Genomic DNA, 25,155 nt, shown 5'->3' with positions numbered 1-25,155 from the left:
GGGGTAGGGTCCGCGCCTTCCTGCCCTGGAGTTTGTTCCGTATGCACCGTCTTCTCGGTCTCACCGTGGCGCTGGCCGCCGTCGCGGCGTTGGCCGCCGAGCCCGTCGCGGGCCCCTGGACGAAGAAGGTCCAGGCCGGCAAGGACCTCTACGCGACGCTGAAGACGAGCCAGGGCGTCATCACCGTGAAGCTCTTCTCCAAGGACGCGCCCAAGACGGTGGAGAACTTCGTGGGCCTGGCCACGGGCGAGAAGGCCTGGACGGATCCGAAGACGGGCGACCCGGTGAAGGGCAAGCCGCTCTACGCCGGCACCGTCTTCCACCGCGTCATCCCGGGCTTCATGATTCAAGGCGGCGACCCCACCGGCACCGGCCGGGGTGACCCGGGCTTCCGCTTCGAGGACGAGTTCCAGAGCGGCCGCGGCTTCGACAAGCCGGGCATCCTGGCCATGGCCAACGCGGGCCCCAACACCAACGGCAGCCAGTTCTTCATCACCACCGCCACGCCCGCGCACCTCACCGGCCGCCACACCATCTTCGGCGAGGTCGTCACCGGCTACGACGTGGTGGAGAAGATTGGCACCGTGCCGCGCAGCGCGCAGGACCGCCCGCAGACGCCCGTGGTCCTGGAAACGGTGACGCTGAGTGAGAAGGCGCCCAAGAAGCCGGCCGCGCCCAAGCCCGCCGCCCCCAAGAAGGGCACCCCGCAATGAGCTTCATGGAGCTGGCCCACGCGGGCACGGAGCTGTTCGGCACCTTCCAGACGACGGAGGGGCGCATCGTGGTGCGCCTGTTCTCCAAGGACTCGCCCAAGACGGTGGAGAACTTCGTGGGGCTGGCCACCGGGGAGAAGCCCTGGAAGGACCCGGTGACGTTCCAGCCCCAGCACGGCCGCCCGCTCTACGACGGGACGCTCTTCTTCCGCTGCATCAAGGACTTCATGATTCAGGGCGGGGACCCGACCAGCCGGGGCAACAACGGGCCGGGCTTCCGTTTCGAGGATGAGTTCCAGAGCGGCCGGCGTTTCGACAAGAAGGGTGTTCTGGCCATGGGCAACACGGGCCCCAACACCAACGGCAGTCAGTTCTTCATCACCGCGGCGCCGCAGCCCCACCTGGACAACCGGTACACCATCTTCGGCGAGGTGGTGGAAGGGCAGGACGTGGTGGACCGCATCGCCAATGAGCTTCCCAAGGATTCAAGCGACCGTCCCCGCCGGGACGTGCGCATCCAGACGTTGACCATCTCCACGGCGCGGCCTTCGTAAGCAGTCCGCCGCCGTACCCTGGCAGTTCCCACGGGGCCTTCCCGAAGTCGGAGTCGGAAGGCCCACTGATCATCTCCGGAAGTATGGCCTCTCAGTCCCAGAAGAAGACCCCTCGCGCTGGCTTCGCCGCGCTCATCGGCCGGCCCAACGTGGGCAAGAGCACGCTGCTCAACGCGCTCACAGGCGAGAAGATCGCCATCGTTTCGCCCAAGCCGCAGACCACCCGCAACCGCATCCTGGGCGTGGTGACGCGTCCGGAAGGGCAGGTGGCGTTCATCGACACTCCCGGCATCCACCAGGCCAAGGGAGAGCTCAACCGCTACATGGTGGAGGCCGCCATCTCCGCGGCCGAGGAGGTGGACCTGGTCCTCTTCCTCATCGAGCCGCCCCAGGGCGAGACGCTGGACGTGACGCCGGGCAACCGCGCCATCCTCGAGCGGCTGGAGAAGGTGGGCAAGCCCACCTTCCTGGTCATCAACAAGATCGACTCCATCCCCAAGGCGAAGCTGCTGCCGCTCATCGCGCTCTACGGCCAGGAGTTCCCCTTCGCGGAGGTGGTGCCCATCTCCGCGCGGGAGAAGGACGGCGTGGATCACCTGTTCCAGGTCGTGCTGGGCCACCTGCCGGAGGGCGAGCCCCTCTTCGCGGAGGACATGCTCACGGACCAGCAGGAGCGCGTGCTGGTGGCGGAGTACATCCGCGAGCAGGTGCTTCGGCACTGCCGCCAGGAGATCCCGTACTCCACCGCGGTGCTGGTGGACGTGTTCGACGAATCCGAGCGCGAGCCGCGCCCCGGCACGCCCCCCGGCCAGCTGGGCGGCCTCATCCGCATCGCGGCGTCCATCTACGTGGAGCGCGACAGCCAGAAGGCCATCCTGATTGGCAAGCAGGGGCAGATGCTGAAGCTCATTGGCACGGACGCTCGCAAGTCCGTGCAGCGCCTGCTGGGTGCGCACGTGTACCTGGACCTGCGCGTGCGCGTGGAGGCCCGCTGGAGCGAGCGCGCCGCGGGTCTGAGGAAGCTGGGTTACGAGTGATGTCGCCGCGGAAGTTTGTGTCGCTGACGTCGTTGCATTCGAAGTCGTCGTCGCTGTCGAAAGAGACTCCATGAAGCCGCTGGTCGCCATTGTCGGTCGCCCCAACGTGGGCAAGAGCACGCTGTTCAACCGCCTGGTGGGCCGCCGAATCGCGCTCGTGCAGGACGAGCCCGGCGTCACCCGCGACCGGCACTACTCCGATGCGGAGTGGGAGGGCCGCGCCTTCACCCTCATCGACACGGGCGGCTTCGTCCCCGGTGAGAAGGACACGCTGCTCAAGCAGGTGCGCGAGCAGGCGCAGTTCGCGGTGGAGGAGTGCGACGTCATCATCTTCGTCGTGGATGCCCGCGCGGGCATGACGACGGCGGACGAGGCCGTCGCCAACTACCTGCGCAAGTCGGGCAAGCCCGTCGTCGTGGCGGCCAACAAGCTGGACAACGAGACCGGGCTGATGCAGTCGCTGTCCGGCGAGTTCTTCCGCCTGGGCCTGGGCGACGTGAACGCCATGTCCGCCGAGCACAACCTCGGCATGGGCAGCCTGATGGACTCCGTGGTGTCCAAACTCCCGGAGAAGCAGGAGGGCGAGGACTCGGAGGCGCCGCCGGACGACGGGAAGATCCGCGTGGCCATCATCGGCCGGCCCAACGTGGGCAAGAGCACGCTGGTCAACGCCATCCTCAAGGAGAAGCGCGTCGTCACCAGCGAGGTCGCCGGCACCACGCGTGACCCCATCGACTCGGAAGTCACGTACAAGGGCAACCAGCTCATCCTCACGGACACCGCGGGCATCCGGCGCAAGAAGACCATCGCGCACCAGGTGGAGCAGTACTCCGTCATCGCGGCGCTGAAGGTGCTGGAGCGCAGCGACGTGGCGGTGCTGCTGATGGACGCCACGGAGCCCGCGGTGGACCAGGACGCGAAGCTCGCGGGCCTGTCCATGGACCGCGGTCGCGCGCTGGTCATCGTGGTGAACAAGTGGGACCTCATCGCGGAGGACAAGCGCCGCCAGGAGGCCTTCCGCGAGGACCTCAAGATCGCCCTCAAGTTCGTGGGCTACGCGCCGGTCATCTTCACGTCCGCCCTGCACGGCTCCAAGGTGGAGAAGGTCGTGGACGTGGCGGTGGAGCTGGCCAAGCAGTTCCGCTTCCGGGCGCCCACCCCGCAGCTCAACAAGCTGCTGGATTACATGGTGGACAACAACCCGGCGCCCATCGTGAAGAGCAAGCCGCTGCGCCTGTACTACATCGCCCAGGTGGCGGCGGCCCCGCCGACCTTCACCCTCACCTGCAACGAGCCGCAGGGCGTGCCGGACATGTACAAGCGGTACATCACCAACCAGATCCGCAAGACGTTCGATTTGCGGGTCCCCATCCGCCTGCTCTTCCGCGAGCGGCCAGGCAAGGCCAAGCGCGAGGCGCGCAAGAAGCCGCACCTGGCCGGCAAGGGTGGCAAGGGCGGGAAGCGGGCAGGGCGCGACTGACCGCGCTCGCGCGTTGACACTCCCAGCGGGCGCTCTTTACAGTGCGCCGCTTTCCCAGAGCGAAGAGCACCGTCGAGCCGGAGAGAGGTCCCCTCATCGTGGCCCAGCAGAAGACCGAGAAGATTCGCCAGCAGGAGCTTCGTCAGCCGGACGCCTTCCAGAAGGCGGGAGCGGACGCGCGGGACTGGCTGATGCAGCGCCAGAAGTTCCTCGCCATCGGCGCGGGCGTGCTCGTGCTGGGCGCGGTGGGCGTGGCCATCGCCAGTGAGGTCTCCAAGCGCGGCGAGGAGACTGCCTCCATGGCCCTGGGCCAGGCGCTCACCGTCCTGGACCGCCCCGTGACGGGCGTGGACCCGGCGGACCCGTCCGCCACGGAGCCCCCGTTCCCCACGGAGGGGGCCCGCGACGAGGAGGTCGTGAAGCAGCTGGCCGCCTTCCGCAAGGAGCACGGCGGCACCCGCTCGGCGACGACGGCCGCCCTGCCGCAGGCCAAGGCCGAGTTCCGGCTGGGCAAGAACGACGACGCCCTGGCGTCCCTGGACGTCTTCCTCAAGGGCGCCCCGGAGAACGACGCCCTGCGCGCGAGCGCCCTGGAAGGCCAGGGCTACGCCTACGAGGCCAAGGGTGACTACGCCCAGGCCATCACCTCCTTCGAGGCGATGGAGAAGGCGGACACCGGCGAGTATCTGGTCGGCATGGGCGCGTACCACAAGGCGCGCATGCTGATTCTCCAGGGCAAGAAGGACGACGCCGCCCAGGTGCTGTCGAAGATTCCGACGGACCACCCGAACAGCGCCGCGGCCCGTCAGGCCACCGAGCGCATGGCGGTGCTGGCCGCGGAGGGCGTGAAGGTGCCTACGCCGGCACCTCCCGCCGCGCCGGCCACGGACTCGGGGCAGCCGTAGCGCGCTCATGACCATGCGGCTTGCTCGGTGGAAGCGGTGGGTGGGAATGGTGGCCGGGGTAGGGCTCCTGGCCGGGTGCGCGACGGCGCCGCTGTACGGCAACCCGGAGCTGCCCGCGGCGCCCCGTCAGCCGCCGGTGGATTTCTTCCAGGTGAACTGGTGGACGGGGCTCGTCGACAAGGTCCCGCTGCTGGAGTACTCGCCGCGCGAGCCCGCCTCTCCGGTGTACGACCCGGAGAGCCGGAACGTCATCGTGCAGACGCGTGACGGCTACGTCCGCGCGGTGGGGCCGGACGCGAAGGTGTCCTGGACCTTCCGCACGGGGGCCCGGGCGCTCGCGGGCGGCCTGGTCAGCGAGGGCGTCGTCTACCTGCCGGGCGGTGATGGCGTGCTGTACGCGCTGGACGGCCGCACCGGCGCGGTGAAGTGGAAGTACGCCACCAGCGAGTCCCTGGCCACGGTGCCGGTGCTCGCGGACGGCCTGGTGCTGGTGGCCACGGACACCGACACGGTGTTCGCGGTGAAGGCCACGGACGGCACCTGGGTGTGGCAGTACCGGCGCGATCCGCCGTCCGGCTTCACCATCCGGGGCGCCTCCGCGCCGAAGGTGGACCAGGACACCGCGTACGTCGGCTTCTCCGACGGCTTCCTCGTCGCCCTCAAGGTGGAGGACGGCGGCGTCGTCTGGGAGAAGTCCCTGTCGGGCGCGGGCACGGAGTTCCTGGACGTGGACACCACGCCCGCCATCGACTCGGCGGGGCGGCTGTATGTGGCCTCGTACAAGAACGGCCTGTACGCCCTGGAGGCGGACACCGGCGCCGTCATCTGGAACGCCAGCGTGGGTGGCCTGACGTCGCTCCTGTCGCGCGGCGAGGTGGTGTTCGCCACTGGCGACGGCCGCCTGGACGCCTACCTGGGAGAGACGGGGAAGCTCATCTGGTCGCTCCCCCTCAAGGACAAGACGGCGTTCGCTCCGGTGTTGGCGCGGGGAATGCTCCTGGTGCCCAACGAGCGTGCGCTGCTGTTCGTGGATCCGACGACGGGCAAGTCGCGCCTGGCGTGGAACCCGGGCGTGGGCATCTCCGCGCCGCCGTTCGTGGTGGGCTCGCGGGTGTACGTGCTGTCCAACAACGCGTACCTGTACGCGCTGGACATGAACGACGTGAAGAAGGGGCCGCGCGGGTGACGCGCGCCGTGCCCCGGACGGTGCGGGTGGTGGCCGCGCTGATTCCCAGGCCCGGTCCGGAAGACGGCGGGCCGCGGTACCTGGTCCAGCAGCGCCTTCCCGGTGGGAGCCGCGCGCTCCTCTGGGAGTTCCCCGGCGGCAAGGTGGAGGCGGGCGAAACGGACGAGGCCGCTCTCGCGCGCGAGTGCCGCGAGGAGCTGGACGTGGAGCTGTCCGTGGGCCGCCGCCTGTGGGAGGGCCGGCACACGTACCCGGACCTCACGGTGGAGCTGGTGCTGCTCGCGGCCACGATTGTGTCCGGTGAGCCGAAGCCGCTGGGCGCGCACCAGCTGGCGTTCCACACGCCCACGGAGATGCAGGCGCTGCCGTTCTGCGAGGCGGACGTGCCGCTCCTGGATGATCTGCTGGCGGGAAGGCTGGGTGCGCTCGATTGATGCTGTTGCACACGTTCCAGCTCATCCCCGGCGTGGGGCCGTGGCGCGAGAAGGACCTGTGGTCCAAGGGCATCCGGACCTGGGATGACTTCCCGGACGGCGGCATCGTCATCAGCCGCAAGGCGGACACGGCGGCCCGCGAGCGCATCGCGGAGGCCCGGGCGGCGCTGGCCCGGCGCGACTTGAAGGACCTGGCCCGCATGGTGCCGCCACGCGAGCACTGGCGTCTGTTCCCGGAGTTCCAGGACGACGCCGTCTACTTCGACATCGAGACGGACGGCAGCAAGACGCAGGTGCCCACGGTGGTGAGCCTGTTCGACGCCGCGGGGCTGCACGTCTTCATCCAGGGCCGGAACATGGACGCGCTGCCAGAGGCCATGGCGAAGCGGCGGCTGTGGGTGACGTTCAACGGCTCGTGCTTCGACGTGCCGGTGCTGAAGGAGTACTTCGGCGAGAAGAACTTCCCGGTGCCGGAGGCGCACATCGACCTGCGCTTCGTGACGCGGCGGCTGGGGATGGGCGGCGGGCTGAAGGAGATCGAGGAGAAGCTGGGCGTGGGACGGCCGCCGCACCTGAAGGGGGCGAACGGCTACGACGCGGTGTTGCTGTGGCGTGCGTACCTGCGGCGCGGCGACGTGGAGGCCCTGCGCTACCTGGTCGAGTACAACCTCTACGACTCGTTCCAGCTCCGGTCGCTGATGGACCTTGCGTACAACAAGGGCGCGGACGACCTGAACCTGGACGTCCCCCGGCTGAAGGTCTTCGAGCGCGGCGACCTGCTGTACGACGTGAGCCGGCTGCTCCTGGAGTTGGGCCCCACCGAGCGCGACGTGGACACGCTCGCGCGCGTGCGGGCCATGGAGCAGGATTCCTGAGCGGCCAGGTCGTGCCTTGGGTTGGCCGGCCGCGGCCCGGCACGCCGTGGGGCATCCCCAGCCGCCGCGTGGCGCTCACCCGGATCACGACCCTGCCGGTGATGGACGCGGAGTGGGCGGGTGACGGCTTCGTGCTGCCTCCCGCGGCCTCGGGCTCGGACGTCGCGGTGGGGCTGGCCGTGGGAATGCGGCGCCTGGCCGTGCTCGGGGCGCGGGAGTCCTGGCCGCCGGAGCGTGCGCTGGAGCTGCCCAGGACCGCGGGGCTCGTGGCGTTGCATCCGTCGCTCGGGTGCGCGGCGGTGCTGGGCCCGGGGCGCATCGAGATGGTGGGCCGTGCGCTGGACGGGAGTCCGGTGGACACGCCCGCGCGGACCTGGACGCGGAACACGCAGGCCCTGGGGTTCGACATCACCGGCGAGGGCCTGTGGACGAGCGGCGTCCAGGATGGGCGGGCGTCGCTGCGCGTCCTGGATGCCCGAACGTTATCGGACGTAGCGGGGACGGAGGCGGGGCTCGAGCTCGGGGCGCCGACGCTGGGTGAAGACGACCTGGACGGGCTGCACGAATGGATGCCGCATCCGAGCCTGCCGGTGATGGGCGTGGCGGTGAGCCTGGGCCAGGAGGGCACGTGGCTCACGTTCGTGGAGCGCGGCGCCACGGGGCTCGTGCGTGGCGCGGCGGTGGCTTCGGTGGAGGCGCCGTTCTATCCGGCGGGGTTCCTTCTGGACGGCTCGGGCTTCGTTGGCGTGGGCGGCACCTGGGTGCGGCGCTGGACGTACCCGGAGGCCACGCTGGCGGCGGAGTTCCTGCTGCCGGAGCAGGGCACGCTCGCCACGGGGTACAGCGGGCTGGTGACGGAGCGGGCGGTGCTGGTGGCGGTGGAGGACCTGTTGGAGGCGGGGGAGTGGTACCTGCTTCAACTGGACCCCGCGTCGCTGCGGCCCGTGTGCGCGTGGGAGCTGCCGTTGTCCACGGAGGCCGTCACGTCGGTGCACCTGTTGCCCGGCGGCTTCATTCTGTCGCCGGAGGACGGCCAGCTCTGGCGCCTGCCAGACGAGGTCCTCTCCGCGCGGTGAACACAGACGGCGCGGATTGTTCACGCGCGCGTGGAATGGCTCGGAGGCCTGTCTGTAAGGTCCGGGACCATGAGCGATCCGAACTTCGTGAATCAGGGCCCTGGAGCCATTCCGCCGACGCCGGAGGCCGAGCCGCCGAAGGCACCGTCTCGGGGCAAGGTCCTGGGCATCCTGGTCGCGCTGATGGTCGTGGGCGTGGTCGGTTCGTACTTCGGCCTGAGGCGGCAGTCCGAGGCGCCGGTGGTGACGGCAACGCCCGTCGTGGACGCTGGCGTGGCGGAGGTGCCTCCGGAGGTGTCGCTGCCGGAGAGCGACGGCCGCATCCGCGACCTGGTGGGCAAGCTGTCGGTGGACCCGGAGTTGGCGAAGTGGCTCCAGGAGCGCGACCTGGCGCGCCGGTTCACCGCGTCCGTGAGCAACATCGCTGAAGGCGAGAGTCCTCGGGCTTCGCTGTTGTTCATGGCGCCCGTGGGGGCGTTCCAGGTGGGCGCGGCCGGGGCGAACGGGCGCTCGGAGATCGCGCCGTTGAGCTACGCGCGCTACGACCTGGTGGCGCGGGTGCTGGGGTCGCTGGACGCGTCCGGCGCGGCGATGGTGTACCGGGAGCTGAAGCCGCTCTTCGATCAGGCGTACCGGGAGATTGCACCGCCGGATCAGCACTTCGAGACGGCGTTCGGCCGAGCCATCCAGCACCTGTTGGTGGTGCCGGTGCCGAAGGGGCCGGTGGAGGTGGAGTCCAAGGGCGCGCTGTATGTCTATGCGTCGCCGGAGCTGGAGGGCCTGAGCAAGGCCCAGAAGCACCTGCTGCGGATGGGCCCGGGGAACATGCGGCTCATCCAGGCGAAGCTGCGGGAGCTGCGCACGGCGCTGAACCTGCCGACCCCGGCACCGGCCACGCCCGAGCCGTTGCCGGATCAGGCGCCGGGGCAGTCCGAAACGCAGGAGTGACGGCTACCTGGACTTCTTCTTGCCGCCCTTGGCGGGCGGCGGAGGCGGCTTGGGCTTTTCCTTGTCGCCGATGATCTGGAACGAAGCCCGGAGGTCCTCGACGTCGCGGCCGAGCGAGTCCTGGAACGACGTGCCGGTCTGCGAGTCCACGACGAGGGTGTACGAGTAGCCGGTCTTGAGCGGCTGCGGCAGGTGGATGCGGTACACGAGGCCGTCATCGGCCTCGGACACGGAGTCGTCGGAGACCATGGCCCGGTCGGCTTCGTCCATGAGCCGGACGCGGTAGTTCTTGAGGCCCAGGGTGCTGCGCAGCTCCAGGTCGGAGGTGGGCTCCACGAGCGGCTTTTCCTCCAGAGCCAGGGGGATGAGCGCGGAGCCACCATCCGGCGACAGGTACTGGAGCGTGAAGACCACGGCCTCGGGACCCGAGTCCGGGGCCGCCGTGGCGCTGGTAACGCCGCCGTCCACGGGGGCCTGGGCCGTCTTGTCAGGGCAGCCCGTCAGCAGGGCCGCGGTGAGGCCGCAAAGCGCGGCGAGTCCGGTTCGTCGGAAGAGGCGCATGGGGCGGCAAGGTACGTTCCGGAGCCGGGCTCGGGAAGCACGAGATTCCACGGCCGATGCCGGGCGGTTGGTGGCCGACGATATGTTCGGCGATGGGTGGACGCATGGCTGGAGGCGTACCTGGACCACGTCGATGAGCCCGGCGACACATGAACGGCGGAACCAAGGCGCGGGCTGGGCCGGTTACGCGAACGTCCATGGAGGCCCTGGGCGGGCCGGGGAAGCGCCTGGAATCCTTGGGGGACCCCCAGTCATAAGGTCTGATAAGAAGCGTTATGTAAACTAAGCCTCTGGGGCCTAGGTGGGGGTCGTTGAGGATCGTCCCTGCCCGGCGCCGTGGCACCATGGCCGCGCTTTCCGCCGGTTCTGGTTCACGACGAGGCTCCTTCGGCGCATGGACTCCCCTCATTCCGGCGACGTCACCCGGGGCTCGCTTGGCGAGGTCGCGCAGGTCTTCCTCCGGCTGGGTCTGACGGCCTTCGGGGGCCCTGCCGCGCACATCGCGATGATGGAAGACGAACTCGTTCGGCGGCGCCGGTGGCTGTCCCCTGAGGAGTTCCTCGACCTGCTTGGCGCCACCAACCTCATCCCGGGCCCGAACTCCACGGAGCTGGCCATCCACCTCGGCCACCGGCGTGCCGGCTGGCCCGGACTGCTCGTGGCCGGCACGTGCTTCATCGTCCCGGCGATGCTCCTGACGCTCGCGGCGGCGTGGGCCTACGTGCGTTTTGGCACCCTGCCGCAAGCCGGCGCCCTGCTGTACGGCGTGAAACCCGTCATCCTGGCCGTGGTGCTCCAGGCCCTGTGGGGCCTCGGTAAGACGGCCCTGACGACGCGCCCCCGGATCGCCGTGGCCGCCGGTTCAGCCGTGGCGAGTGCTCTTGGCGTCAACGAACTGCTCATCCTGGCCCTGGCCGGCGGTTCCCTGGCGGCCTGGAACCACTTTCGATCCGCTCCAGCTTCCAGGTCGGCGCTCACGCTGACGCCTTTCGCCCTCCACGGCGTCACAGTCATGGCTGCCACGGCCGCCGTGCCGTTCAGCTTGGGTGGCCTCTTCCTGTTCTTCCTCAAGGTCGGCAGCGTGCTGTTCGGCAGCGGCTACGTCCTGCTTGCCTTCCTCCGAGCGGATCTCGTCGAACGCTGGGGCTGGCTCACCGAGGCCCAGCTCCTGGACGCGGTGGCCGTGGGCCAGTTCACGCCGGGCCCTGTCTTCACCACGGCGACATTCATCGGCTACCTGGTGGGCGGAACGCCCGGCGCGGGGCTCGCGACGCTGGGCATCTTCCTGCCCGCCTTCGTCTTCGTGGCGCTGAGCGGCCCCCTGGTGCCCCGGCTTCGCCGGTCTCGGACCGCGGGTGCGGTGCTCGATGGCGTCAACGCGGCGTCGCTGGCCCTCATGGCCGTGGTGACATGGCAGCTGGGACGCGCGGCATTGGTGGATGGCTGGACGGTGGCCCTGGCCGTGTTCGGCGCGGTGTTGCTTCTTCGCTGGCGGGTCAACTCGGCCTGGCTGGTGTTGGGCGGTGCCGCCGCCGGGCTAATGAAGAGTGTTCCGTGGTTTTGGTGACCCGCGACGCGAGAACCTTTCTCTTTGGCTTCGGCCGTCGAGAAGATCGCTCAGGGAGAGCGCCTTCCCGTCCTGAGGACCTCAGGCCTCCCACACGCCTGGGGCGCTCCGGAGTGCTTTGGAGAGTGACTCCCGCGCCCGCCGGAGGGCCACGTCCGCGCGCCGGGTGGCGGCGGACAGCAGCCACACTGGTGGGCCGCCCGGGAGTTCCTCCTCCAGCACCAGGCGCGGGTCCCCTTCCGCGAGCAGCGCCGGGAGCACGCTCCGCCCCAGACCCGCGACGCAGGCAGCCCTGATTCCAAGCAGCGTGTCGCACTCCACGAGGGACTCCGCGTCCTCAGGGACAGCCTTCCACCAGCGCATGGAGGATCGGGTGCGCAGGTTCCCTGATGGCAGGACCCAGGCCGCCGAGTCTTGCCTTGCGGCCCGCGCCCGGAACACTCCGAGCCGCAGCCTCCCCAGTTGCTGTCCCCGCAGCGCACCGCCCGGCGTGTGACTCGGCCGTAAGGCCAGATCCGTCACCCCGGGCTCCAGCGCCAGTTCGCTCTCGGAGATGCGCACCTGGACCCGCTGCGCGAAGCCGCACGTGCGCAGCGCGCCGAACAGCAGTGACGCCAGCACTTCATTCGTGGTGATGACGAGCCGGCCTGCGCGCGCCCGGCGCTGCTCCTCGATGAGTGCCCCCACGTCCAGGGCGTGGGGGTGCATGCGGCCCGCGCGCTCGGCAATGGCGAGGCCGAGCGGCGTCGGGCGCAACGTCGCCCCACGCAGGAAGAGCGGCACCCCGAGCACGCGCTCGAGGGCGTCCACCCGCCGCGAGATGGTCGAGTGGCGCAGCGAGAGCTCGCGCGCCGCGCCCACGACGCTCCCCGTGCGCACCAGCGCCTCCACCGTCTGCAGGTCGTCCCAGGCGATGTGCATGAACGCACATGCTGTGCGCGTCCGCGGGCGTCGTCAACGTCGGGGGCTGGGGCTATCTCTCGGGGCGTGGCAATGACGCCACTCCCGCAGGAGCAACACATGGTCCCTGTCCCTCACGACAACGAGCACGAGACGCCCTCTGACGTGCAGGCGCTGTGTGACCCCGAGACTGGGACGTGCGCGCTCCCCGGCGCGGCGCAGACGAGCGCCGGGCCGAGCGCCGAGGGGCCCGTGGGAGAAGTGCTCTATGTGGGGGACCCGATGTGCTCCTGGTGCTGGGGGGGATCGCCCGGCCTCCGCGAACTGGAGGCGGAGGCAATCCGCAGGGGTATCCCCTTCCGCATCCGGGTGGGCGGGCTCCGTGCAGGAGGCGGGGACCCCTGGAACGAGCGGTTCAAAGGCTTCCTGCGCCACCACTGGGAAGAGATTGCCGCGCGCACCGGGCAGCCGTTCTCCACCCGGTTCCTCGACCGGGCGGAGTTCAACTACGACACCGAGCCTGCGTGCCGCGCGTTCCTCGTCATGCGCGGGATGCTCGAGGAGATGCCGGGACCGGAGACGCGCGCGTACGAGGTGTTTGCCTCCATTCAGCGGAAGTTCTACGCCGACGGAGAGGACCCGACCGTGGCGGCCTTCTACGAGAGCATCTGCGCCGCGCACGGCCTCGACTTCAGGGTGTTCCTGAACCGGTTCGACCATGCGGACGCGAAGCGGGCGACGGCGAACGAGTTCCAGGAGGTCCGGGCCCTGGGCGTGAGCGGGTTCCCCACCGTGCTCTTCCGTGGCGGCGCCGGCCTCGAAGTGCTCGCGAGCGGCTTCATGACCGGACCGCGCATGCTCGAAGCGCTCGCTCGGGCGACGAAGCGGGCAAGGAGCGAGGCGTGAAGCTCGGACGCCGTGCGCTGGTGCGCGGCGGCGCCCAGCTGTTGGGGCTCACCGTGCTCGGCTGTTCCCCTCCTCCAAAGCCTGCGCCCGTCGCTGACGTCCGCCTGCGCCCGCTCTCGTCCTTGCCGGTCACGGAGCTGCCCTGGCTGCGCCTGCACGACCACTTCATCGCCACCGTGGGCCCCAGCGCAGGCCAGGGACGCCCGCTCGGCAGCCTTCTGGTCCTGGCGGATGCCACCTTCGCGCCGCGCTCGCGCTTCCCGCTCCACCCGCACCGGGAGATGGAGATTCTGAGCATCGTCCTCAGCGGCGAGCTGAGCCACCACGGGGACCAGTCCCACGGGGCGACCCTGCGCCCACGCGAGGTGCAGTTGATTTCGGCCCGGGACGGCATGGTCCACGCCGAGGGCAACGAGACGGATGAAGACACGCGGATGCTTCAGCTGTGGTTCACCCCCAAGCAGCACGGCGGTGCACCCGCCTACTTCCGCCGCTCCGTACCGCACGATGCACGAGGAGGCCGCCACCTGATGGCCGGGGACGAGGTGATGCCCCTTCGGAGCGACGCGCGCGTGTGGTGGCTGGACCTGGCGGCGGGACAGGACACCGCACTCGAGGTGGCCCCGGGACGTGCCGGCTATCTGCTGTCCCTGGATGCCGCCCTGCAACTGGGGCAAGGGCGAGTCCTCGCCAGGGGCGAGGGGGCACAGCTGCACCGGGGAGGCCTGACGCTGCGCTCCTCGCAGGACTGCAACGCGCTCTGGATTGACGTCGCGGCCTGACATTCCAGAGAGACTGGCTGGGGTTCATTGGGGCCCGTCCTCTCTGCCCCTGGGCCCCTTACGCATACGTCGTCTGCGACATGCTGGGCGCCTGCCAAACGCAGACGCCCAGCGCCTCGTCAGAGACTCAGTCCCTGCACTTGCACGGGCGTGAGGCGGTACGAGCCATGTGACAGCTCTGTCTCACGGTGTGTCACCGGGTCATGTAAAATCCTGAAAACGGCCCAAATCCGCTAAACGCTTGATTTTCTTAGGACTGGTGCGGCGCCGGTTGGAGGATTCTTGCTGCCCCCCGTCCATCAGCTCGTCAAGCGACGAGCGACCGAACTTTCCTCCCAGATCGCCGTTGCCTCCCGGGTCCGCTCCCTCACCCACGCCGCGCTGAATGCGCACGCGAACCGGGTGGCCCATGCGCTGATCGCCCGAGGCGCCGGACCGGATGTCCTCGTCGGCGTCTGCCTTCCGCGAAGCGTTGAGCTGGTGGCATCCGTCCTGGGTGTTCTCAAGTCCGGCGCGGCCTGGCTTCCCCTGGACCCGTCCGCCCCTTCCGAACGCCTGCGATACATGGCCGTTTCGGCGGGAGCACGATTCGTCATCGGCACGGGGCCGGCGGTGGAGCGGCTCGCGGCGGACGGCATCCAGCTCCTCGCTCCGGAGGCACTGGAGCTCCAGTCGTTCCCGGACGTGAACCCGGGCGTCACCGTCCAGCCGGATCACCTCGCGTACGTGATCTACACCTCGGGCTCCACCGGACTGCCCAAGGGCGTGATGATCAGCCACCGTGCGCTGTCCGCGTTCACCGGGTACCACCTCGGCGCGTTTGGCCTGTCGCCCGCGGATCGCATTGGCGTGGTGGCCTCGCCCGGCTTCGACGCCTTCGTCATGACGCTCCTGCCGTCGCTGGCCGCGGGCGCTCGACTGGAGCTGCCGCCCGACGAGGAGACCCGACTGTCGCCCCAGAGGCTGCAGGACTGGCTCCTGGCTCGGGACATCACCTGCGTCTTCCTTCCCACGCCGCTGGCCGAACGCGTCCTCCCGCTGTCCTGGCCCGAGTCCTGCGCCTTGCGCCTGATCCTCACCGGCGGCGACCGGCTGCACCTGCACCCCAGGCCCGGGCTGCCGTTCCAACTCGTGAACGGCTACGGCCCCGCCGAGTGCACCATCTACAGCACGTCCGGTGTCGTCCCTTCCGGTGACGCATCGGCCGGGGAACGGCTGCCCTCCATTGGCCGTCCCATCGGCGGCGTGGAGGTGCACGTCCTCGGTCCGGAGCTGCGGCCCGTGGCGGATGGCGAGACCGGTGAGTTGTTCATCGGTGGGCCCGGATTGGCTCGCGGTTACGTCGGCTCACCGGACCTGACCGCGGACCGGTTCATTCCGGATCCGTTCTCCCGGTTCGGCGGCGAACGGCTGTATCGCACGGGAGATTTGGGCCGCCGGTTGCCGGATGGCTCGCTGGAGTTCCATGGCCGTTCCGACTGGCAGGTGAAGGTACGCGGCATCCGCATCGAGCCCGCGGAGATCACTGCCGCGCTGCTGACCCATCCGCACGTCGGGGCCGCGCACGTCATGGCTCGCAGTACCGTTGGGACCGAGGGCCAGGACGTCTTCTTCGTGGCGTGGTTCGCGCCCAAGGACGCTCGGGCCGTTCCCGGGACGGAGCAGCTCCGCGAGCACCTCCGCGCCTGGCTCCCCGAGGCCATGCTGCCCCGGACCTTCGTCGTCGTGGACGCCCTACCCCTCGGCCCCACCGGCAAGGTCGACGCCCAGGCGCTGCCCACGCCCGAAGCCCACGCGACCCGAAGCAGCGCCTATGTCGCGCCTCGCACGGAGCTGGAGCGTGGACTCGTCCAGGTGTGGCAGGAGGAGCTGCGCCTGGAGCGGATTGGCATCGAGGACGACTTCTTCGAACTGGGCGGTCACTCGCTGCTGGCCACTCGGATCACCGCGCGGGTCGCGGAGGTGCTGGGGCTCCCGCTGTCGCTGACGGAGCTCTTCGCGCACCGTCGCATCTCCCAGCTGGCGAACGTGCTGGAGCCGCGTCGTGCCGAGCCCTCGAAGGACGTGCTGCCTCCCGTGGTCCGCGCCGCCGACCCCGAACGGGCACCGCTGTCCGTGCAACAGGAGCAGGTCTGGTTCCTCCAGAAGCTGTCTCCCGGCAGCATCTCCTACCAGGCGCAGACGACCCTCCGCGTGCTGGGTGGGCTGGACCTGGCGGTGCTCGAACGCGCGCTGACGGAGATCACCCGGCGCCACGAATTGCTGCGGACGACCTACGAGGAAATCGACGGCCGACCGTGGCAGCGCGTCCTTCCCGTGACGCCGGTGCAGGTCCCGTTGATCGACCTGTCCGGGCTGCCCTCGGTCGAGCGTGAACACCGGCGTGAAGAGGCCCTTCGCCAGGAACTGCGGCGGCCCCTGTCGCTCTTCGAACCGCCGCTCGTGCGCTGGACCGTGGTCCGTCTGGCTCCGGATGATCACGAACTGGTCCTCGTGGAGCACCACGTCGTCCACGATGGCGTGTCCTTCTCCGTGCTGATGCGGGAGTTGGACGCGCTCTACAACGCATATCTGCGCGGTGAGTCCTCGCCGCTCCCGGAGCTTCCGGTGCAGTACCGCGACTTCGCGGCATGGCAGCGCGAGGCGCTCGATGGTCCGGCCATGAAGGCCCAGCTCGACTTCTGGCGGACGCGGCTGGCCGGTGCTCCGGAGGTGCTGCCGCTGCGCACCGATCACCCACGCCCCCGCGTGCAGACCTTCAAGGGCGACCTGCTCCGGCTGGAACTGCCGCCCGCCCTGCCCGGCGCCCTTCGTGCCTTCTGCCAGCAGGAGGGCGTGACCCTGTTCAACGCCCTCTTCGCCGCCTTCGCCACGCTGCTGCATCGCTACACCGGCGAGCAGGACCTGTGCATCGGTTCGGCGTTCGCGGCCCGGGCGGGCGTCCGGAACATCGAGAATGTCATCGGGATGTTCGTCAACGCCGTGGTGCTCCGGTGTGACGTCTCCGGCGCGCCGTCGTTCCGCGAGCTGGTCCGTCAGGTGCGCGACCTCACCGTGGCGGCGGCCGAGCATCAGACGTATCCGTTCCTCAAACTGATCGAAGGCCTGGGCGTGAAGCGCGACCCCAGCCGCAATCCGCTCGTGCAGGCCATGTTCAGCTTTCACGATTCGGCCGTGCGGAGCCCTCGGCTGGGGGATGCCTCGTGCACCATCTTCGAGCGAGGCAATGGGTCGTCGAAGGTGGACCTGGACGTCGTCGCCATTCCGCACGCGGGCCGGCACCTGGGCGACCGCGAGCGCGGTGACGCGCGCATCTCACTCATCTGGGAGTACAACCGGGACCTGTTCGACCGCTCGACCATGGAGCGGATGGCCGCGCACTTCCTCCGGTTGCTCGAGGCCGCGGTGGCCACCCCGGGGATACCAGTGTCGCGGCTGCCGATGCTTGCGGACGCGGAGCGACAGGTCCTCCTGGCGAACGGCTCCACGAAGTCCGTCAGCGCGGATCCGCCCGTGCATCAGCAGGTCCTGGCTCAGGCCCTGCGGACCCCTGACGCCGTGGCGGTGCGCGACGAGACAGGCACCCTCACCTATTCGGAGCTGGTCCGGGGCGCGACGCTGATCGCCGAGCATCTTCACGCGCACGGCGTGGGCGTGGAGTCGGTTGTCGGCGTCTGCGCGCCTCGTGGCCCGGAGTTCGTGACGGCCGAGCTGGGCGTGATGCTGTCCGGTGCCGCCTTCCTGCCCCTGGATCCGGAGCATCCGGCCGAACGAATCGCGCTCATCCTGGGTGACGCTGGCGTGCGTCAGGTGATCACCACCGGGCCGCTCGCGGAACGACTCCCCGCCACGGTGAAGCGCGTGCGCATCGAGTCCTTCCATGGCCCCGGCACGCCCCAGGGAGGCCTGCCCACGGAGGTGCGGCCCGGACAGCGGGCCTACGTCATGTACACCTCTGGCTCCACGGGCGTCCCCAAGGGCGTGGTGGTGGAGCACGGCGCACTGGCCCACCTTGTCGGGTGGCACCGGCGCGCATTCGGACTTGAGCCGAGCAGCCGCACCACGCTGCTCTATTCGCCCGCGTTTGATCCATCCGTCGCGGAACTCTGGCCTGCCCTCACCGCGGGCGCGACGTTGCATGTCCCCGGACAGGACGTGCGCCTGTCCCCGGAGCGGCTCCAAGCCTGGCTTCTCTCCGAGCGCATCACCTTCACGGACCTGCCCACCGCGCTCGCGGAACGTCTGCTGGCCCTGCCATGGCCGGCGTCATGTGAACTGCGCACCGTGCTCGCGGGCGGTGACCGGCTCCACGCGCGTCCCGTGCCCGGACTGCCGTGGCGGCTGTTCAATCAGTACGGCCCCACCGAGACCACCGTCACGGCCACCTCCGGCGAAGTGCTGCCCTCAGGGCCCGTCGAGACACTGCCAGCCATCGGTCAGCCCATCGACGGGACCACGGCCTATGTCCTGGACGCGGAGCTGCAACCTGTCCCCACGGGCGTCGCTGGAGAGCTGTACGTGGGCGGTGCCGGCGTGGCGCGCGGCTATCTGAATCGCCCGGACCTCACCGCCGCGAGCTTCGTCCCCGACCCGTATGCGGCACCGCCAGGCGCGCGCATGTACCGCACGGGCGACCGGGTCCTGTGCCGTCCGGACGGGATGCTCGAGTTCCTGGGCCGCATGGACGCGCAGCTCAAGATCCGAGGCTTCCGCGTGGAGCCCGCGGAGGTCGCGGTCCGCCTGCGCACGCATCCGGGACTCGCGGAGGCGCACGTCCGCGCATGGAGCCCTCCCGGTGGAGCGCCCCAGTTGGTCGGCTATCTGGTGCCACTCGTGGGCCAGCCCCTGCCTTCACCGGCGCGGCTGCGTGAGCACCTGGCGCGCGAGCTGCCGGCGTACATGATCCCCTCCGCGTACGTGGAGCTGAAGGCGCTGCCACTCACCCACGGTGGCAAGGTGGATGAGCGGGCGCTGCCCGAACCCACGCCTGGAACCCAGGCGCCTCGGGTCCCGCTCGCGAACGAGCACGAGCGGCGGATCGCCACCATCTGGTGCGAGACGCTGCGCCTGGAGCACGTGGGCGCCGAGGACAACTTCTTCGACCTCGGTGGCCACTCGCTGCTGCTGGCCCAGGTGCAGCACCTCCTGAAGCACCGCATGGGCCATGACGTCCCCATGGTGACGCTGTTCGAGTTCCCCACGGTTCGTGTGCTCGCCGGGCACCTCCAGGGCCGCGACGATGGCGGCGAGGCCGCGGCCGCGCAGGCACAGCGCCAGGAGCAACGGCTCAGTGGACGTGCGCGCCTGCTGGGGCGTCAGGGTCGGCTGTCGTCGGACCGCTCGCGGGAGGAAGTGGAATGAGCGCGCCGCTCGACGTGATGGAGGAGGAGGACCGTTCGGCGCACCTCGCGGTGGTGGGACTGGCGTGCCGGCTTCCGGGTGCGGCCAACGCGGCGGAGTTCTGGTCCAACCTGGCCGGCGGTGTCGAATCCATCACCTTCTTCGGTCCGGACGGCCAGCCCTGCGCCGAACCTCCCACCGAGCGCGCCATCGGCGAGGAGGTGCCCGCGTTCGGTCTGGTCACGGATGCGGACCGGTTCGACGCGCAGGCCTTCGGCATGTCACCGCAGGAAGCGCTGATGCTGGATCCGCAGCACCGGGTGTTCCTGGAGTGCGCGCGGGAGGCGCTGGAGGACGCCGGGTATGATCCGGCTCGGTACCGGGGTGCCATCGGCATCTACGCGGGTGGCAGTGAGACGGATTATCTGTCCGCACTTCGAGCCCGCAGGGATCTGCTGGCAGGGGCCAGTGACTGGCAGCTCCGGCTGGCCACGGGCGTGGACTTCCTCACCAGCCGCGTGGCCTACAAGCTGGGGCTTCGCGGGCCGGCCGTCACGGTGCAGACCGCGTGCTCCACGTCACTGGTCGCAATCCACCTGGCCGCGCAGGCACTGCTCGCGGGGGACTGTGACATCGCGCTGGCGGGGGGCGCGTCGGTGCATGTGCCGCCCCGGTTCGGTCACTACAGCGAGGGCGGGCCGCTGTCCCCGGACGGCCGCTGCCGCGCGTTCGACGCTCGGGCACAGGGCACGGTGGGCAGCAACGGCGCGGGGATCGTCGTGCTCAAGCGGCTCGCGGATGCGCTGGAGGATGGGGACACCATCCGCGCCGTCCTCCGAGGCACCGCCGTCAACAACGACGCCGCCGGGAAGATCGGCTTCACCGCGCCGAGCGTGGAGGGCCAGTCCCGCGTCATCGAGACCGCCCTGCATGCCGCGGGCGTGGACCCCGCGAGCATCAGCTACCTGGAAGCACATGGCACCGGCACCCGGCTGGGCGATCCCATCGAGGTCGCCGCGCTGACGAAGGCCTTCGGTGCGCGTGAGCCCCGGTCCTGCTGGCTGGGTTCGGTGAAGACGAACATTGGCCACACGGACGCGGCGGCGGGCGTGGCGGGCTTCATCAAGACGGTGCTCGCGCTGGAGCACCGGAAGCTGCCGCCGAGCCTGAACTTCGAACGACCCAACCCGGAGCTCGACTTCGAGCACGGCCCCTTTCGCGTGAACACGGAGCTGCGGGACTGGGACACCGGTAGTCATCCTCGGAGGGCCGGTGTCAGCTCGCTGGGCATTGGCGGCACCAACGCGCACGCCGTGCTGGAAGAGGCACCCACCCTGCCCGCCTCCGAGCGTTCGCGCTCACCGCGGTTGATGGTGCTGTCGGCCCACGGTCCCGCCTCGCTGGCCCGCGCGGTGGAGCGGCTCGAAGGGCACCTGCGCGCGCATCCAGAGGCTGAGCTGGGTGACGTCGCCTGGACGCTCCAGATGGGGCGTGCCGCGCACAAGCACCGAGCATTCGCGGTGGGCGAGGACACCCCGGACGTCCTTCGCGCCCTGTCTGAACAAGAGGGCATCGCGCAACAGGAGGCCAGCGAGCGCCAGGTGGTGTTCATGTTCCCTGGCCACGGTGGGCAGCACGTGGGCATGGGCCGGGAGCTGTACGGTTCACAGCCCGCGTTCCGTGAAGCCGTGGACGCGTGCCGTGCGCACCTGACGCCGCTCCTCGGGTTCGACCTGGGGACGGTGCTTCATCCGGATCCCACGGATGCCGCCGCGCTGGAGCAGGCCTCCGCCCGGATGGGCGAGTTCGTCACCGGTCAGCTCTCCGTGTTCGTCATCGAGTACGCGGTGGCGCGGCTGTGGAAGCGCTGGGGCGTGCAGCCCTCCGCGGTCGTGGGCCACAGCCTGGGGGCCTATGCCGCGGCCACGGTGGCCGGGGTGTTCCGTCTGGAGGACGCGCTGCGGTTGGTCCTGGAGCGCTCGCGCATCCTCGCGAGTCTGCCCGCGGGCGCCATGCTGGCGGTGCCGTTGCCCGAGTCGGAGCTGGAGCCCCTGCTTCACGGAGGACTCGCGCTGGCGGCCGTGAACGGGCCGGCGCAGTGCGCGGTGTCGGGCCCGGTGGCGGAGATCGAAGCGCTCCAGGCGCGACTGATGGAGCGCGGTGTGGAGTCGAAGCTGCTGCGCATTCCAGGCGCGGGACATTCGCCGCTCGTCGAGCCGTCACTGGCCGCGTTCACCGCCTGCGTCCAGCGCGTCGAGCGGCGTCCTCCACAGCTCCCGTGGATCTCCGATCGCACGGGTGTGGCGGTCACGGCGGAAGAGGCCGTGGACCCGGCGTACTGGGCCGCGCACCTGCGTCACACCGTGCGTTTTGGCGACGCGCTGAACACGTTGTTTGCCGGTTCGCCCGCCGTGTTCCTGGAGGTCGGGCCCGGACGAACCCTGGCGACGCTCGCGCGCCAGAACCTCGCGGCAGGACCACACCTCACGGTCGCCACCCTGCCCCATCCCGCGGACAACACGTCCGATGCGGTCAGCGCACTCACTGCCGCGGGGCGCCTGTGGAGCGCGGGCGTCGCGATCTCCTGGCAGGGACTTCATGGAGGCGTCGCCCGTCGCCGGGTGCCTCTGCCCACGTATCCGTTCGAACGTCAGCGCTACCTCGTCGAAGCCCCTGCTGCAGTCGCGACCGTGGCGCTCCCGGCCACGTTGGTGTCACCGCCGCCCGAACCTGAACTCATGGAGGTGCCGGAGCTGCCAGAGGACGAAGTCGTGCGCCGGGTCGCCGCCGCATTCGCGGAGGTCCTGGGGCTGGCCCGGGTCGGGCTCCACGACAACTTCTTCGCGCTGGGAGGCGACTCGTTGATGGCGGCGCAGGTCATCGCGCGGTTGCGTCCGCATGTCGCCACGCCCCTCAAGGTGAAGTCCCTCTTCCGCGCGCCCACCGTGGCCCGCCTGACCCGCTTCATCGCGGAGTCCTCCCCGGCATGACCTCGACTTCTCCCTGGCTCGCGTGCCGCATCCGGCGCCCGGAAGCCTCGGTGCGCCTCTACTGCTTCCCGCACAGCGGCGGCTCCGTGGGCGAGTACGTCCGCTGGGCGGACCTGCTCCCGGACATCGAGGTCTGGGGCGTGCAGCTCCCGGGGCGTGGGGCTCGGGCGGAGGAAGCGCCGTTCACCCGGCTGGACGAGTTGGTGGACGCGCTGGTGCTCGCGTTGGACTTCGGCTCGTCCTTCGCGTTCTTCGGTCACAGCTTGGGGGCGTTCGTGGCCTTCGAGACGGCCCGCCGCCTGCGCGACCAGGGCCGCGTGCTTCCCGATGCACTGTTCCTCTCCGCGGCCCCAGCCCCACAGCTCCCTCCGCGAGGCATCCCCGCGAGCCACCTGGACGAAGACGGACTCCTCACCGCCCTGGAGCCCACCTACGGAGAGCTGATCCACGAACTGCGCGAGGACGAAGAGCTGCGCGAGCTCATCCTCCCCGGCCTGCGCGCGGATCTGCAGCTCGTGGAGTCCCACCGGCACGAGGACCGCGCCCCCCTCTCTTGCGCGATGACCGTCACGGGCGGCACCCAGGACGACCTGAACCGCACCGAGCTGGAGCCGTGGAGCGTCCACACCTCCGGGCCCTTCGCGCTCCACCTGCTGCCCGGTGGCCACTTCTACCTGCGGGATCCCGAACCGAAGTCCACCCTCCTGCGCCTCATCGCGGAAACCCTCACCAGAAGGACGCCGACCCCATGAGCCACGAGCCACTGCACCCCGCCACCCGCAGCCGCGAGGGCTTCCTGGGCCAGCTCTTCGCGGGGAAGCTCCGCTGGGACCTCGTCCGCGCGTTCCCCGAACAGGACGCGGAGGAACGCCGTCAAGGCGACGCCGTCATCGCGGAGGTCGAACAGTTCCTCCAAGCGCACGTGGACCCGGACGAGATTGAACGCACGGGCCGCATTCCGCCAGAGCTGCGCGAAGCCTTGCGTTCACGCGGCTACTACAAGCTCCAGGTGGAGCGGGCGCTGGGAGGCCGGGGCCTCTCCATGCTGAACACCTTCCGCGTCATCGAGGCCGTGATGAGCGTGTGCCTGCCGGTGGGCTACACGCTGGCCATCCACAGCGGCCTGGGCGCGGGAGCCATCATCGAAGCCGTGCAGGACGGTCCCCTCAAGGACTACGTCCGGGGACGCGTCGCCGACGGAGTCATCTCCGGCTGGGCCGACACGGAGCCCATCGGTGCCTCCGTGCGGCGTGCGTCCACCACCGCCGTGCCCACGGAGGACGGAACGGCGTATGTGCTCAACGGGGAGAAGGTCTTCATCGGCAACGGCTCCATCGCGGATCTGCTGAACGTCACCGCCACGCTCCAGGAAGACGGCCGCGAGCAGATCAGCCTCTTCGTCGTGGAGACCTCCAGCCCTGGCTTCCACGTCCGCGCCGAGCACGGCCTGATGGGCCTGCGAGGACTGCCCATCGCCGCGCTGAGCTTCGACAACGTGCGAGTGCCGAAGGAGCGGATGCTCGCGATGTCGCAGGAGCACTGGCGGAACACGCCATTGCTGGAGCCGCTCAGCGCCCTGGGCCGCATGTACATCATCGTGGCCGCGTCGCTGGCGCTCTCCAAGAAGTGCCTCCAGTGGTCGCGTGAGTTCCTCCACCGGCGGCTCGCGCAGGGGCGAAGGCTCGGTGACTTCGACGAGATCCAGCGCCAGGTGTCCGCCACGGCGGCGGAGGTCTTCGCCATGGAGAGCGTTGCCCGCTGGAGCCTCACGGGCGTGACGGCGGACACACTGCCCCTGCGCTGGTTCGAACAGGTGGCGGCCAAGAACATCGCGTCCCTGACGTGCGCGCGCATCGCAGACCGGACGATGTCGTTGCTCGCCGCCGAAGGCTACGAGACGTCGGAGAGCAAGGCCGCCCGGGGCGCCACGCCGGTCCCGCTGGAGCGCACGCTGCGCGATGCCCGGGCCTTCCGGGTCGCGGGAGGCGTGGACTTCCTGGTGGACCACAAGGCCGCGAGGGAAGGCCTCTTCTCCCTCTACTACCCGGCGGCCGCGCATGCGGCGGAGCTGGAGTCGCCGCCTGCTCCACTCTCCGTGGAAGAGCACCTGTCCCCCCGCAACCGCGATCATCTCCAGCACCTCGCCCGAGAGGTGCATCGGCTCGCGAAGCGAAGCCTGGACCTGTCGCACCGCTACCCGGATGCGGGAGCCCTGCACGCGAGGCAGCGGACGCTCATCCTGATGAACCAGCTCTGCAACGAGCTGTTCACGATGTCCGTGACGCTGGCCCATGCGTCGGCCCTGGCTTCACGCGGACAGCCTCAAGCCGACGCGCTGGCGGACATCTACTGCACCGCCGCGCGCTACCGCCTGGAGGACCTCTGGCGCCAGGCCGATGCCGAAGCGGAGCCGGACTTCGCGGGCGTGAGCGAACGCTGGCTGACGGGCGACACACTCGATTTCCTGCTGAGTGACGTCCTCATTCGGAAGTGAGCCCCATGGTGCGCTGCGCAAACAGCCGCAGTGTCATCCTCTTGGAGGACAAGCTCCTTTGACCCCACACGGGCCGAACCGCCCGCCCGGAGCGCCATGCGCCAAAACCTGTCCGACAGGAGGTCTGCGCGGAATAGGGGTGCAGGCTGACTGGATACTGAGCCTCAAGGGAGGCAGGCGCCTCCAGCACGAAGTAGACGCAAAAAAGCCGGCTGCGTGTCAGCAGCCGGCGGATGTTGTGGGCCAGGAGTTTGAGGAGGACTTCGGCCCGGACGGTGCTGGGGTGGCGGGAGCTGAGACGACGGAAACGCATGTCGTGCTCCACCGAGGCGAAGACAGGCTCCACGGTGGCGATGCGCTGGTGGTAGCGGGCCGCGGCCCCCCGTTGGGACATGCGCAGGAGCATG

20 protein-coding genes are annotated in these 25,155 nt (G+C 69.9%); 17 read left to right on the top strand and 3 right to left on the bottom strand.

Annotated elements, in window-relative coordinates; translation table 11 throughout:
* The first annotated feature begins 41 nt into the window (after positions 1-41).
* The 10 genes from D7Y11_RS29525 (at position 42) to D7Y11_RS29480 (ending at position 9,208) form a co-directional block, all read left to right on the top strand.
* Positions 42-713: a peptidylprolyl isomerase gene (locus tag D7Y11_RS29525; protein WP_126935349.1), complete on the top strand. Its 672-nt coding sequence runs from the start codon at positions 42-44 to the stop codon at positions 711-713.
* Positions 710-1,267 (top strand): peptidylprolyl isomerase, encoded by a 558-nt coding sequence (locus D7Y11_RS29520; RefSeq protein WP_120576875.1) that lies wholly within the window; start codon positions 710-712, stop codon positions 1,265-1,267. Before D7Y11_RS29525 ends, D7Y11_RS29520 begins: the two co-directional genes overlap by 4 nt.
* Positions 1,268-1,350: 83 nt before the next feature.
* On the top strand, positions 1,351-2,304 hold the full coding sequence (gene era / locus D7Y11_RS29515; RefSeq protein WP_120576876.1) for a GTPase Era: 954 nt from the start codon (positions 1,351-1,353) through the stop codon (positions 2,302-2,304).
* 70 nt (positions 2,305-2,374) lie between these two features.
* Positions 2,375-3,784 carry a ribosome biogenesis GTPase Der gene (der, locus tag D7Y11_RS29510; protein ID WP_120576877.1) on the top strand — a complete coding sequence of 470 codons (1,410 nt, stop codon included), beginning with the start codon at positions 2,375-2,377 and terminating at the stop codon, positions 3,782-3,784.
* 98 nt (positions 3,785-3,882) lie between these two features.
* Positions 3,883-4,689 carry a tol-pal system YbgF family protein gene (locus tag D7Y11_RS29505; RefSeq protein WP_126935348.1) on the top strand — a complete coding sequence of 269 codons (807 nt, stop codon included), beginning with the start codon at positions 3,883-3,885 and terminating at the stop codon, positions 4,687-4,689.
* A gap of 46 nt (positions 4,690-4,735) precedes the next feature.
* Positions 4,736-5,875, top strand: coding sequence for a PQQ-binding-like beta-propeller repeat protein (locus D7Y11_RS29500; protein ID WP_233607422.1), 1,140 nt, complete (start codon positions 4,736-4,738; stop codon positions 5,873-5,875).
* Positions 5,872-6,309, top strand: coding sequence for a (deoxy)nucleoside triphosphate pyrophosphohydrolase (locus D7Y11_RS29495; RefSeq protein ID WP_120576879.1), 438 nt, complete (start codon positions 5,872-5,874; stop codon positions 6,307-6,309). The genes D7Y11_RS29500 and D7Y11_RS29495 overlap by 4 nt, the downstream gene beginning before the upstream one ends.
* Complete coding sequence (locus D7Y11_RS29490; RefSeq protein ID WP_121753500.1) at positions 6,309-7,184, top strand: ribonuclease H-like domain-containing protein; 876 nt, start codon at positions 6,309-6,311, stop codon at positions 7,182-7,184. The genes D7Y11_RS29495 and D7Y11_RS29490 overlap by 1 nt, the downstream gene beginning before the upstream one ends.
* Before the next feature lie 11 nt (positions 7,185-7,195).
* Positions 7,196-8,260 (top strand): hypothetical protein, encoded by a 1,065-nt coding sequence (locus tag D7Y11_RS29485; RefSeq protein WP_121753499.1) that lies wholly within the window; start codon positions 7,196-7,198, stop codon positions 8,258-8,260.
* Between the two features lie 69 nt (positions 8,261-8,329).
* Positions 8,330-9,208, top strand: coding sequence for a DUF3014 domain-containing protein (locus D7Y11_RS29480; RefSeq protein ID WP_126935346.1), 879 nt, complete (start codon positions 8,330-8,332; stop codon positions 9,206-9,208).
* A 3-nt stretch (positions 9,209-9,211) separates the two neighbouring features.
* Here the strand turns inward: D7Y11_RS29480 and D7Y11_RS29475 are convergent, their stop codons facing one another.
* Complete coding sequence (locus D7Y11_RS29475; protein WP_121753497.1) at positions 9,212-9,769, bottom strand: hypothetical protein; 558 nt, start codon at positions 9,767-9,769, stop codon at positions 9,212-9,214.
* Between the two features lie 394 nt (positions 9,770-10,163).
* Here D7Y11_RS29475 and chrA point away from each other — a divergent pair, with 394 nt between their 5' ends.
* Positions 10,164-11,336, top strand: coding sequence for a chromate efflux transporter (chrA, locus tag D7Y11_RS29470; protein WP_120576885.1), 1,173 nt, complete (start codon positions 10,164-10,166; stop codon positions 11,334-11,336).
* Between the two features lie 81 nt (positions 11,337-11,417).
* On the opposite strand, the gene D7Y11_RS29465 is transcribed toward chrA, so the two are convergent.
* A complete protein-coding gene (locus D7Y11_RS29465; RefSeq protein ID WP_120576886.1) occupies positions 11,418-12,257 on the bottom strand; it encodes a LysR family transcriptional regulator in 840 nt (279 codons plus the stop codon).
* A 99-nt stretch (positions 12,258-12,356) separates the two neighbouring features.
* On the opposite strand from D7Y11_RS29465, the gene D7Y11_RS29460 reads away from it, so the two are divergent.
* From D7Y11_RS29460 to D7Y11_RS29435, 6 genes are all read left to right on the top strand, one after another.
* Positions 12,357-13,142 carry a DsbA family protein gene (locus D7Y11_RS29460; protein ID WP_120576887.1) on the top strand — a complete coding sequence of 262 codons (786 nt, stop codon included), beginning with the start codon at positions 12,357-12,359 and terminating at the stop codon, positions 13,140-13,142.
* Entirely contained in the window at positions 13,139-13,924 is a 786-nt protein-coding gene (locus tag D7Y11_RS44495; protein ID WP_233605013.1) for a pirin family protein, read from the top strand. Before D7Y11_RS29460 ends, D7Y11_RS44495 begins: the two co-directional genes overlap by 4 nt.
* Positions 13,925-14,206: 282 nt before the next feature.
* A complete protein-coding gene (locus tag D7Y11_RS29450; RefSeq protein ID WP_126935345.1) occupies positions 14,207-19,285 on the top strand; it encodes a non-ribosomal peptide synthetase in 5,079 nt (1,692 codons plus the stop codon).
* Positions 19,282-22,254 (top strand): type I polyketide synthase, encoded by a 2,973-nt coding sequence (locus tag D7Y11_RS29445; RefSeq protein ID WP_126935344.1) that lies wholly within the window; start codon positions 19,282-19,284, stop codon positions 22,252-22,254. The genes D7Y11_RS29450 and D7Y11_RS29445 overlap by 4 nt, the downstream gene beginning before the upstream one ends.
* The gene (locus tag D7Y11_RS29440) at positions 22,251-23,006 is read left to right on the top strand and encodes a thioesterase II family protein (RefSeq protein ID WP_120576890.1); all 756 of its coding nucleotides are present in this window, start codon (positions 22,251-22,253) and stop codon (positions 23,004-23,006) included. Before D7Y11_RS29445 ends, D7Y11_RS29440 begins: the two co-directional genes overlap by 4 nt.
* A complete protein-coding gene (locus D7Y11_RS29435) occupies positions 23,003-24,748 on the top strand; it encodes an acyl-CoA dehydrogenase family protein (RefSeq protein ID WP_126935343.1) in 1,746 nt (581 codons plus the stop codon). Before D7Y11_RS29440 ends, D7Y11_RS29435 begins: the two co-directional genes overlap by 4 nt.
* Here the strand turns inward: D7Y11_RS29435 and D7Y11_RS29430 are convergent.
* Positions 24,735-25,155: transposase (locus D7Y11_RS29430; RefSeq protein ID WP_126935342.1), on the bottom strand; the 421-nt coding region annotated here is incomplete at its 5' end. The two genes, D7Y11_RS29435 and D7Y11_RS29430, sit on opposite strands and share 14 nt — an antisense overlap.

This window comes from Corallococcus sp. AB018 (genome assembly GCF_003986945.1).
In the GTDB taxonomy this organism is placed as follows: Bacteria; Myxococcota; Myxococcia; order Myxococcales; family Myxococcaceae; genus Corallococcus; species Corallococcus exiguus.
Note: the sequence above shows the minus strand (reverse complement) of the source record. Positions and strands in the feature narration are given on the sequence as shown.

Excerpts from the sequence above, each read along its gene's own strand:
- chrA (WP_120576885.1), top strand. The coding sequence starts at position 10,164 with ATGGACTCCCCTCATTCCGGCGACGTCACCCGGGGCTCGCTTGGCGAG.
- D7Y11_RS29435 (WP_126935343.1), top strand. The coding sequence starts at position 23,003 with ATGAGCCACGAGCCACTGCACCCCGCCACCCGCAGCCGCGAGGGCTTC.
- D7Y11_RS29490 (WP_121753500.1), top strand. The coding sequence starts at position 6,309 with ATGCTGTTGCACACGTTCCAGCTCATCCCCGGCGTGGGGCCGTGGCGC.
- D7Y11_RS29460 (WP_120576887.1), top strand. The coding sequence starts at position 12,357 with ATGGTCCCTGTCCCTCACGACAACGAGCACGAGACGCCCTCTGACGTG.
- D7Y11_RS29525 (WP_126935349.1), top strand. The coding sequence starts at position 42 with ATGCACCGTCTTCTCGGTCTCACCGTGGCGCTGGCCGCCGTCGCGGCG.
- D7Y11_RS29500 (WP_233607422.1), top strand. The coding sequence starts at position 4,736 with ATGGTGGCCGGGGTAGGGCTCCTGGCCGGGTGCGCGACGGCGCCGCTG.
- era (WP_120576876.1), top strand. The coding sequence starts at position 1,351 with ATGGCCTCTCAGTCCCAGAAGAAGACCCCTCGCGCTGGCTTCGCCGCG.
- der (WP_120576877.1), top strand. The coding sequence starts at position 2,375 with ATGAAGCCGCTGGTCGCCATTGTCGGTCGCCCCAACGTGGGCAAGAGC.
- D7Y11_RS29445 (WP_126935344.1), top strand. The coding sequence starts at position 19,282 with ATGAGCGCGCCGCTCGACGTGATGGAGGAGGAGGACCGTTCGGCGCAC.
- D7Y11_RS29465 (WP_120576886.1), bottom strand. The coding sequence starts at position 12,257 with ATGCACATCGCCTGGGACGACCTGCAGACGGTGGAGGCGCTGGTGCGC.
- D7Y11_RS29440 (WP_120576890.1), top strand. The coding sequence starts at position 22,251 with ATGACCTCGACTTCTCCCTGGCTCGCGTGCCGCATCCGGCGCCCGGAA.
- D7Y11_RS29475 (WP_121753497.1), bottom strand. The coding sequence starts at position 9,769 with ATGCGCCTCTTCCGACGAACCGGACTCGCCGCGCTTTGCGGCCTCACC.
- D7Y11_RS29520 (WP_120576875.1), top strand. The coding sequence starts at position 710 with ATGAGCTTCATGGAGCTGGCCCACGCGGGCACGGAGCTGTTCGGCACC.
- D7Y11_RS29480 (WP_126935346.1), top strand. The coding sequence starts at position 8,330 with ATGAGCGATCCGAACTTCGTGAATCAGGGCCCTGGAGCCATTCCGCCG.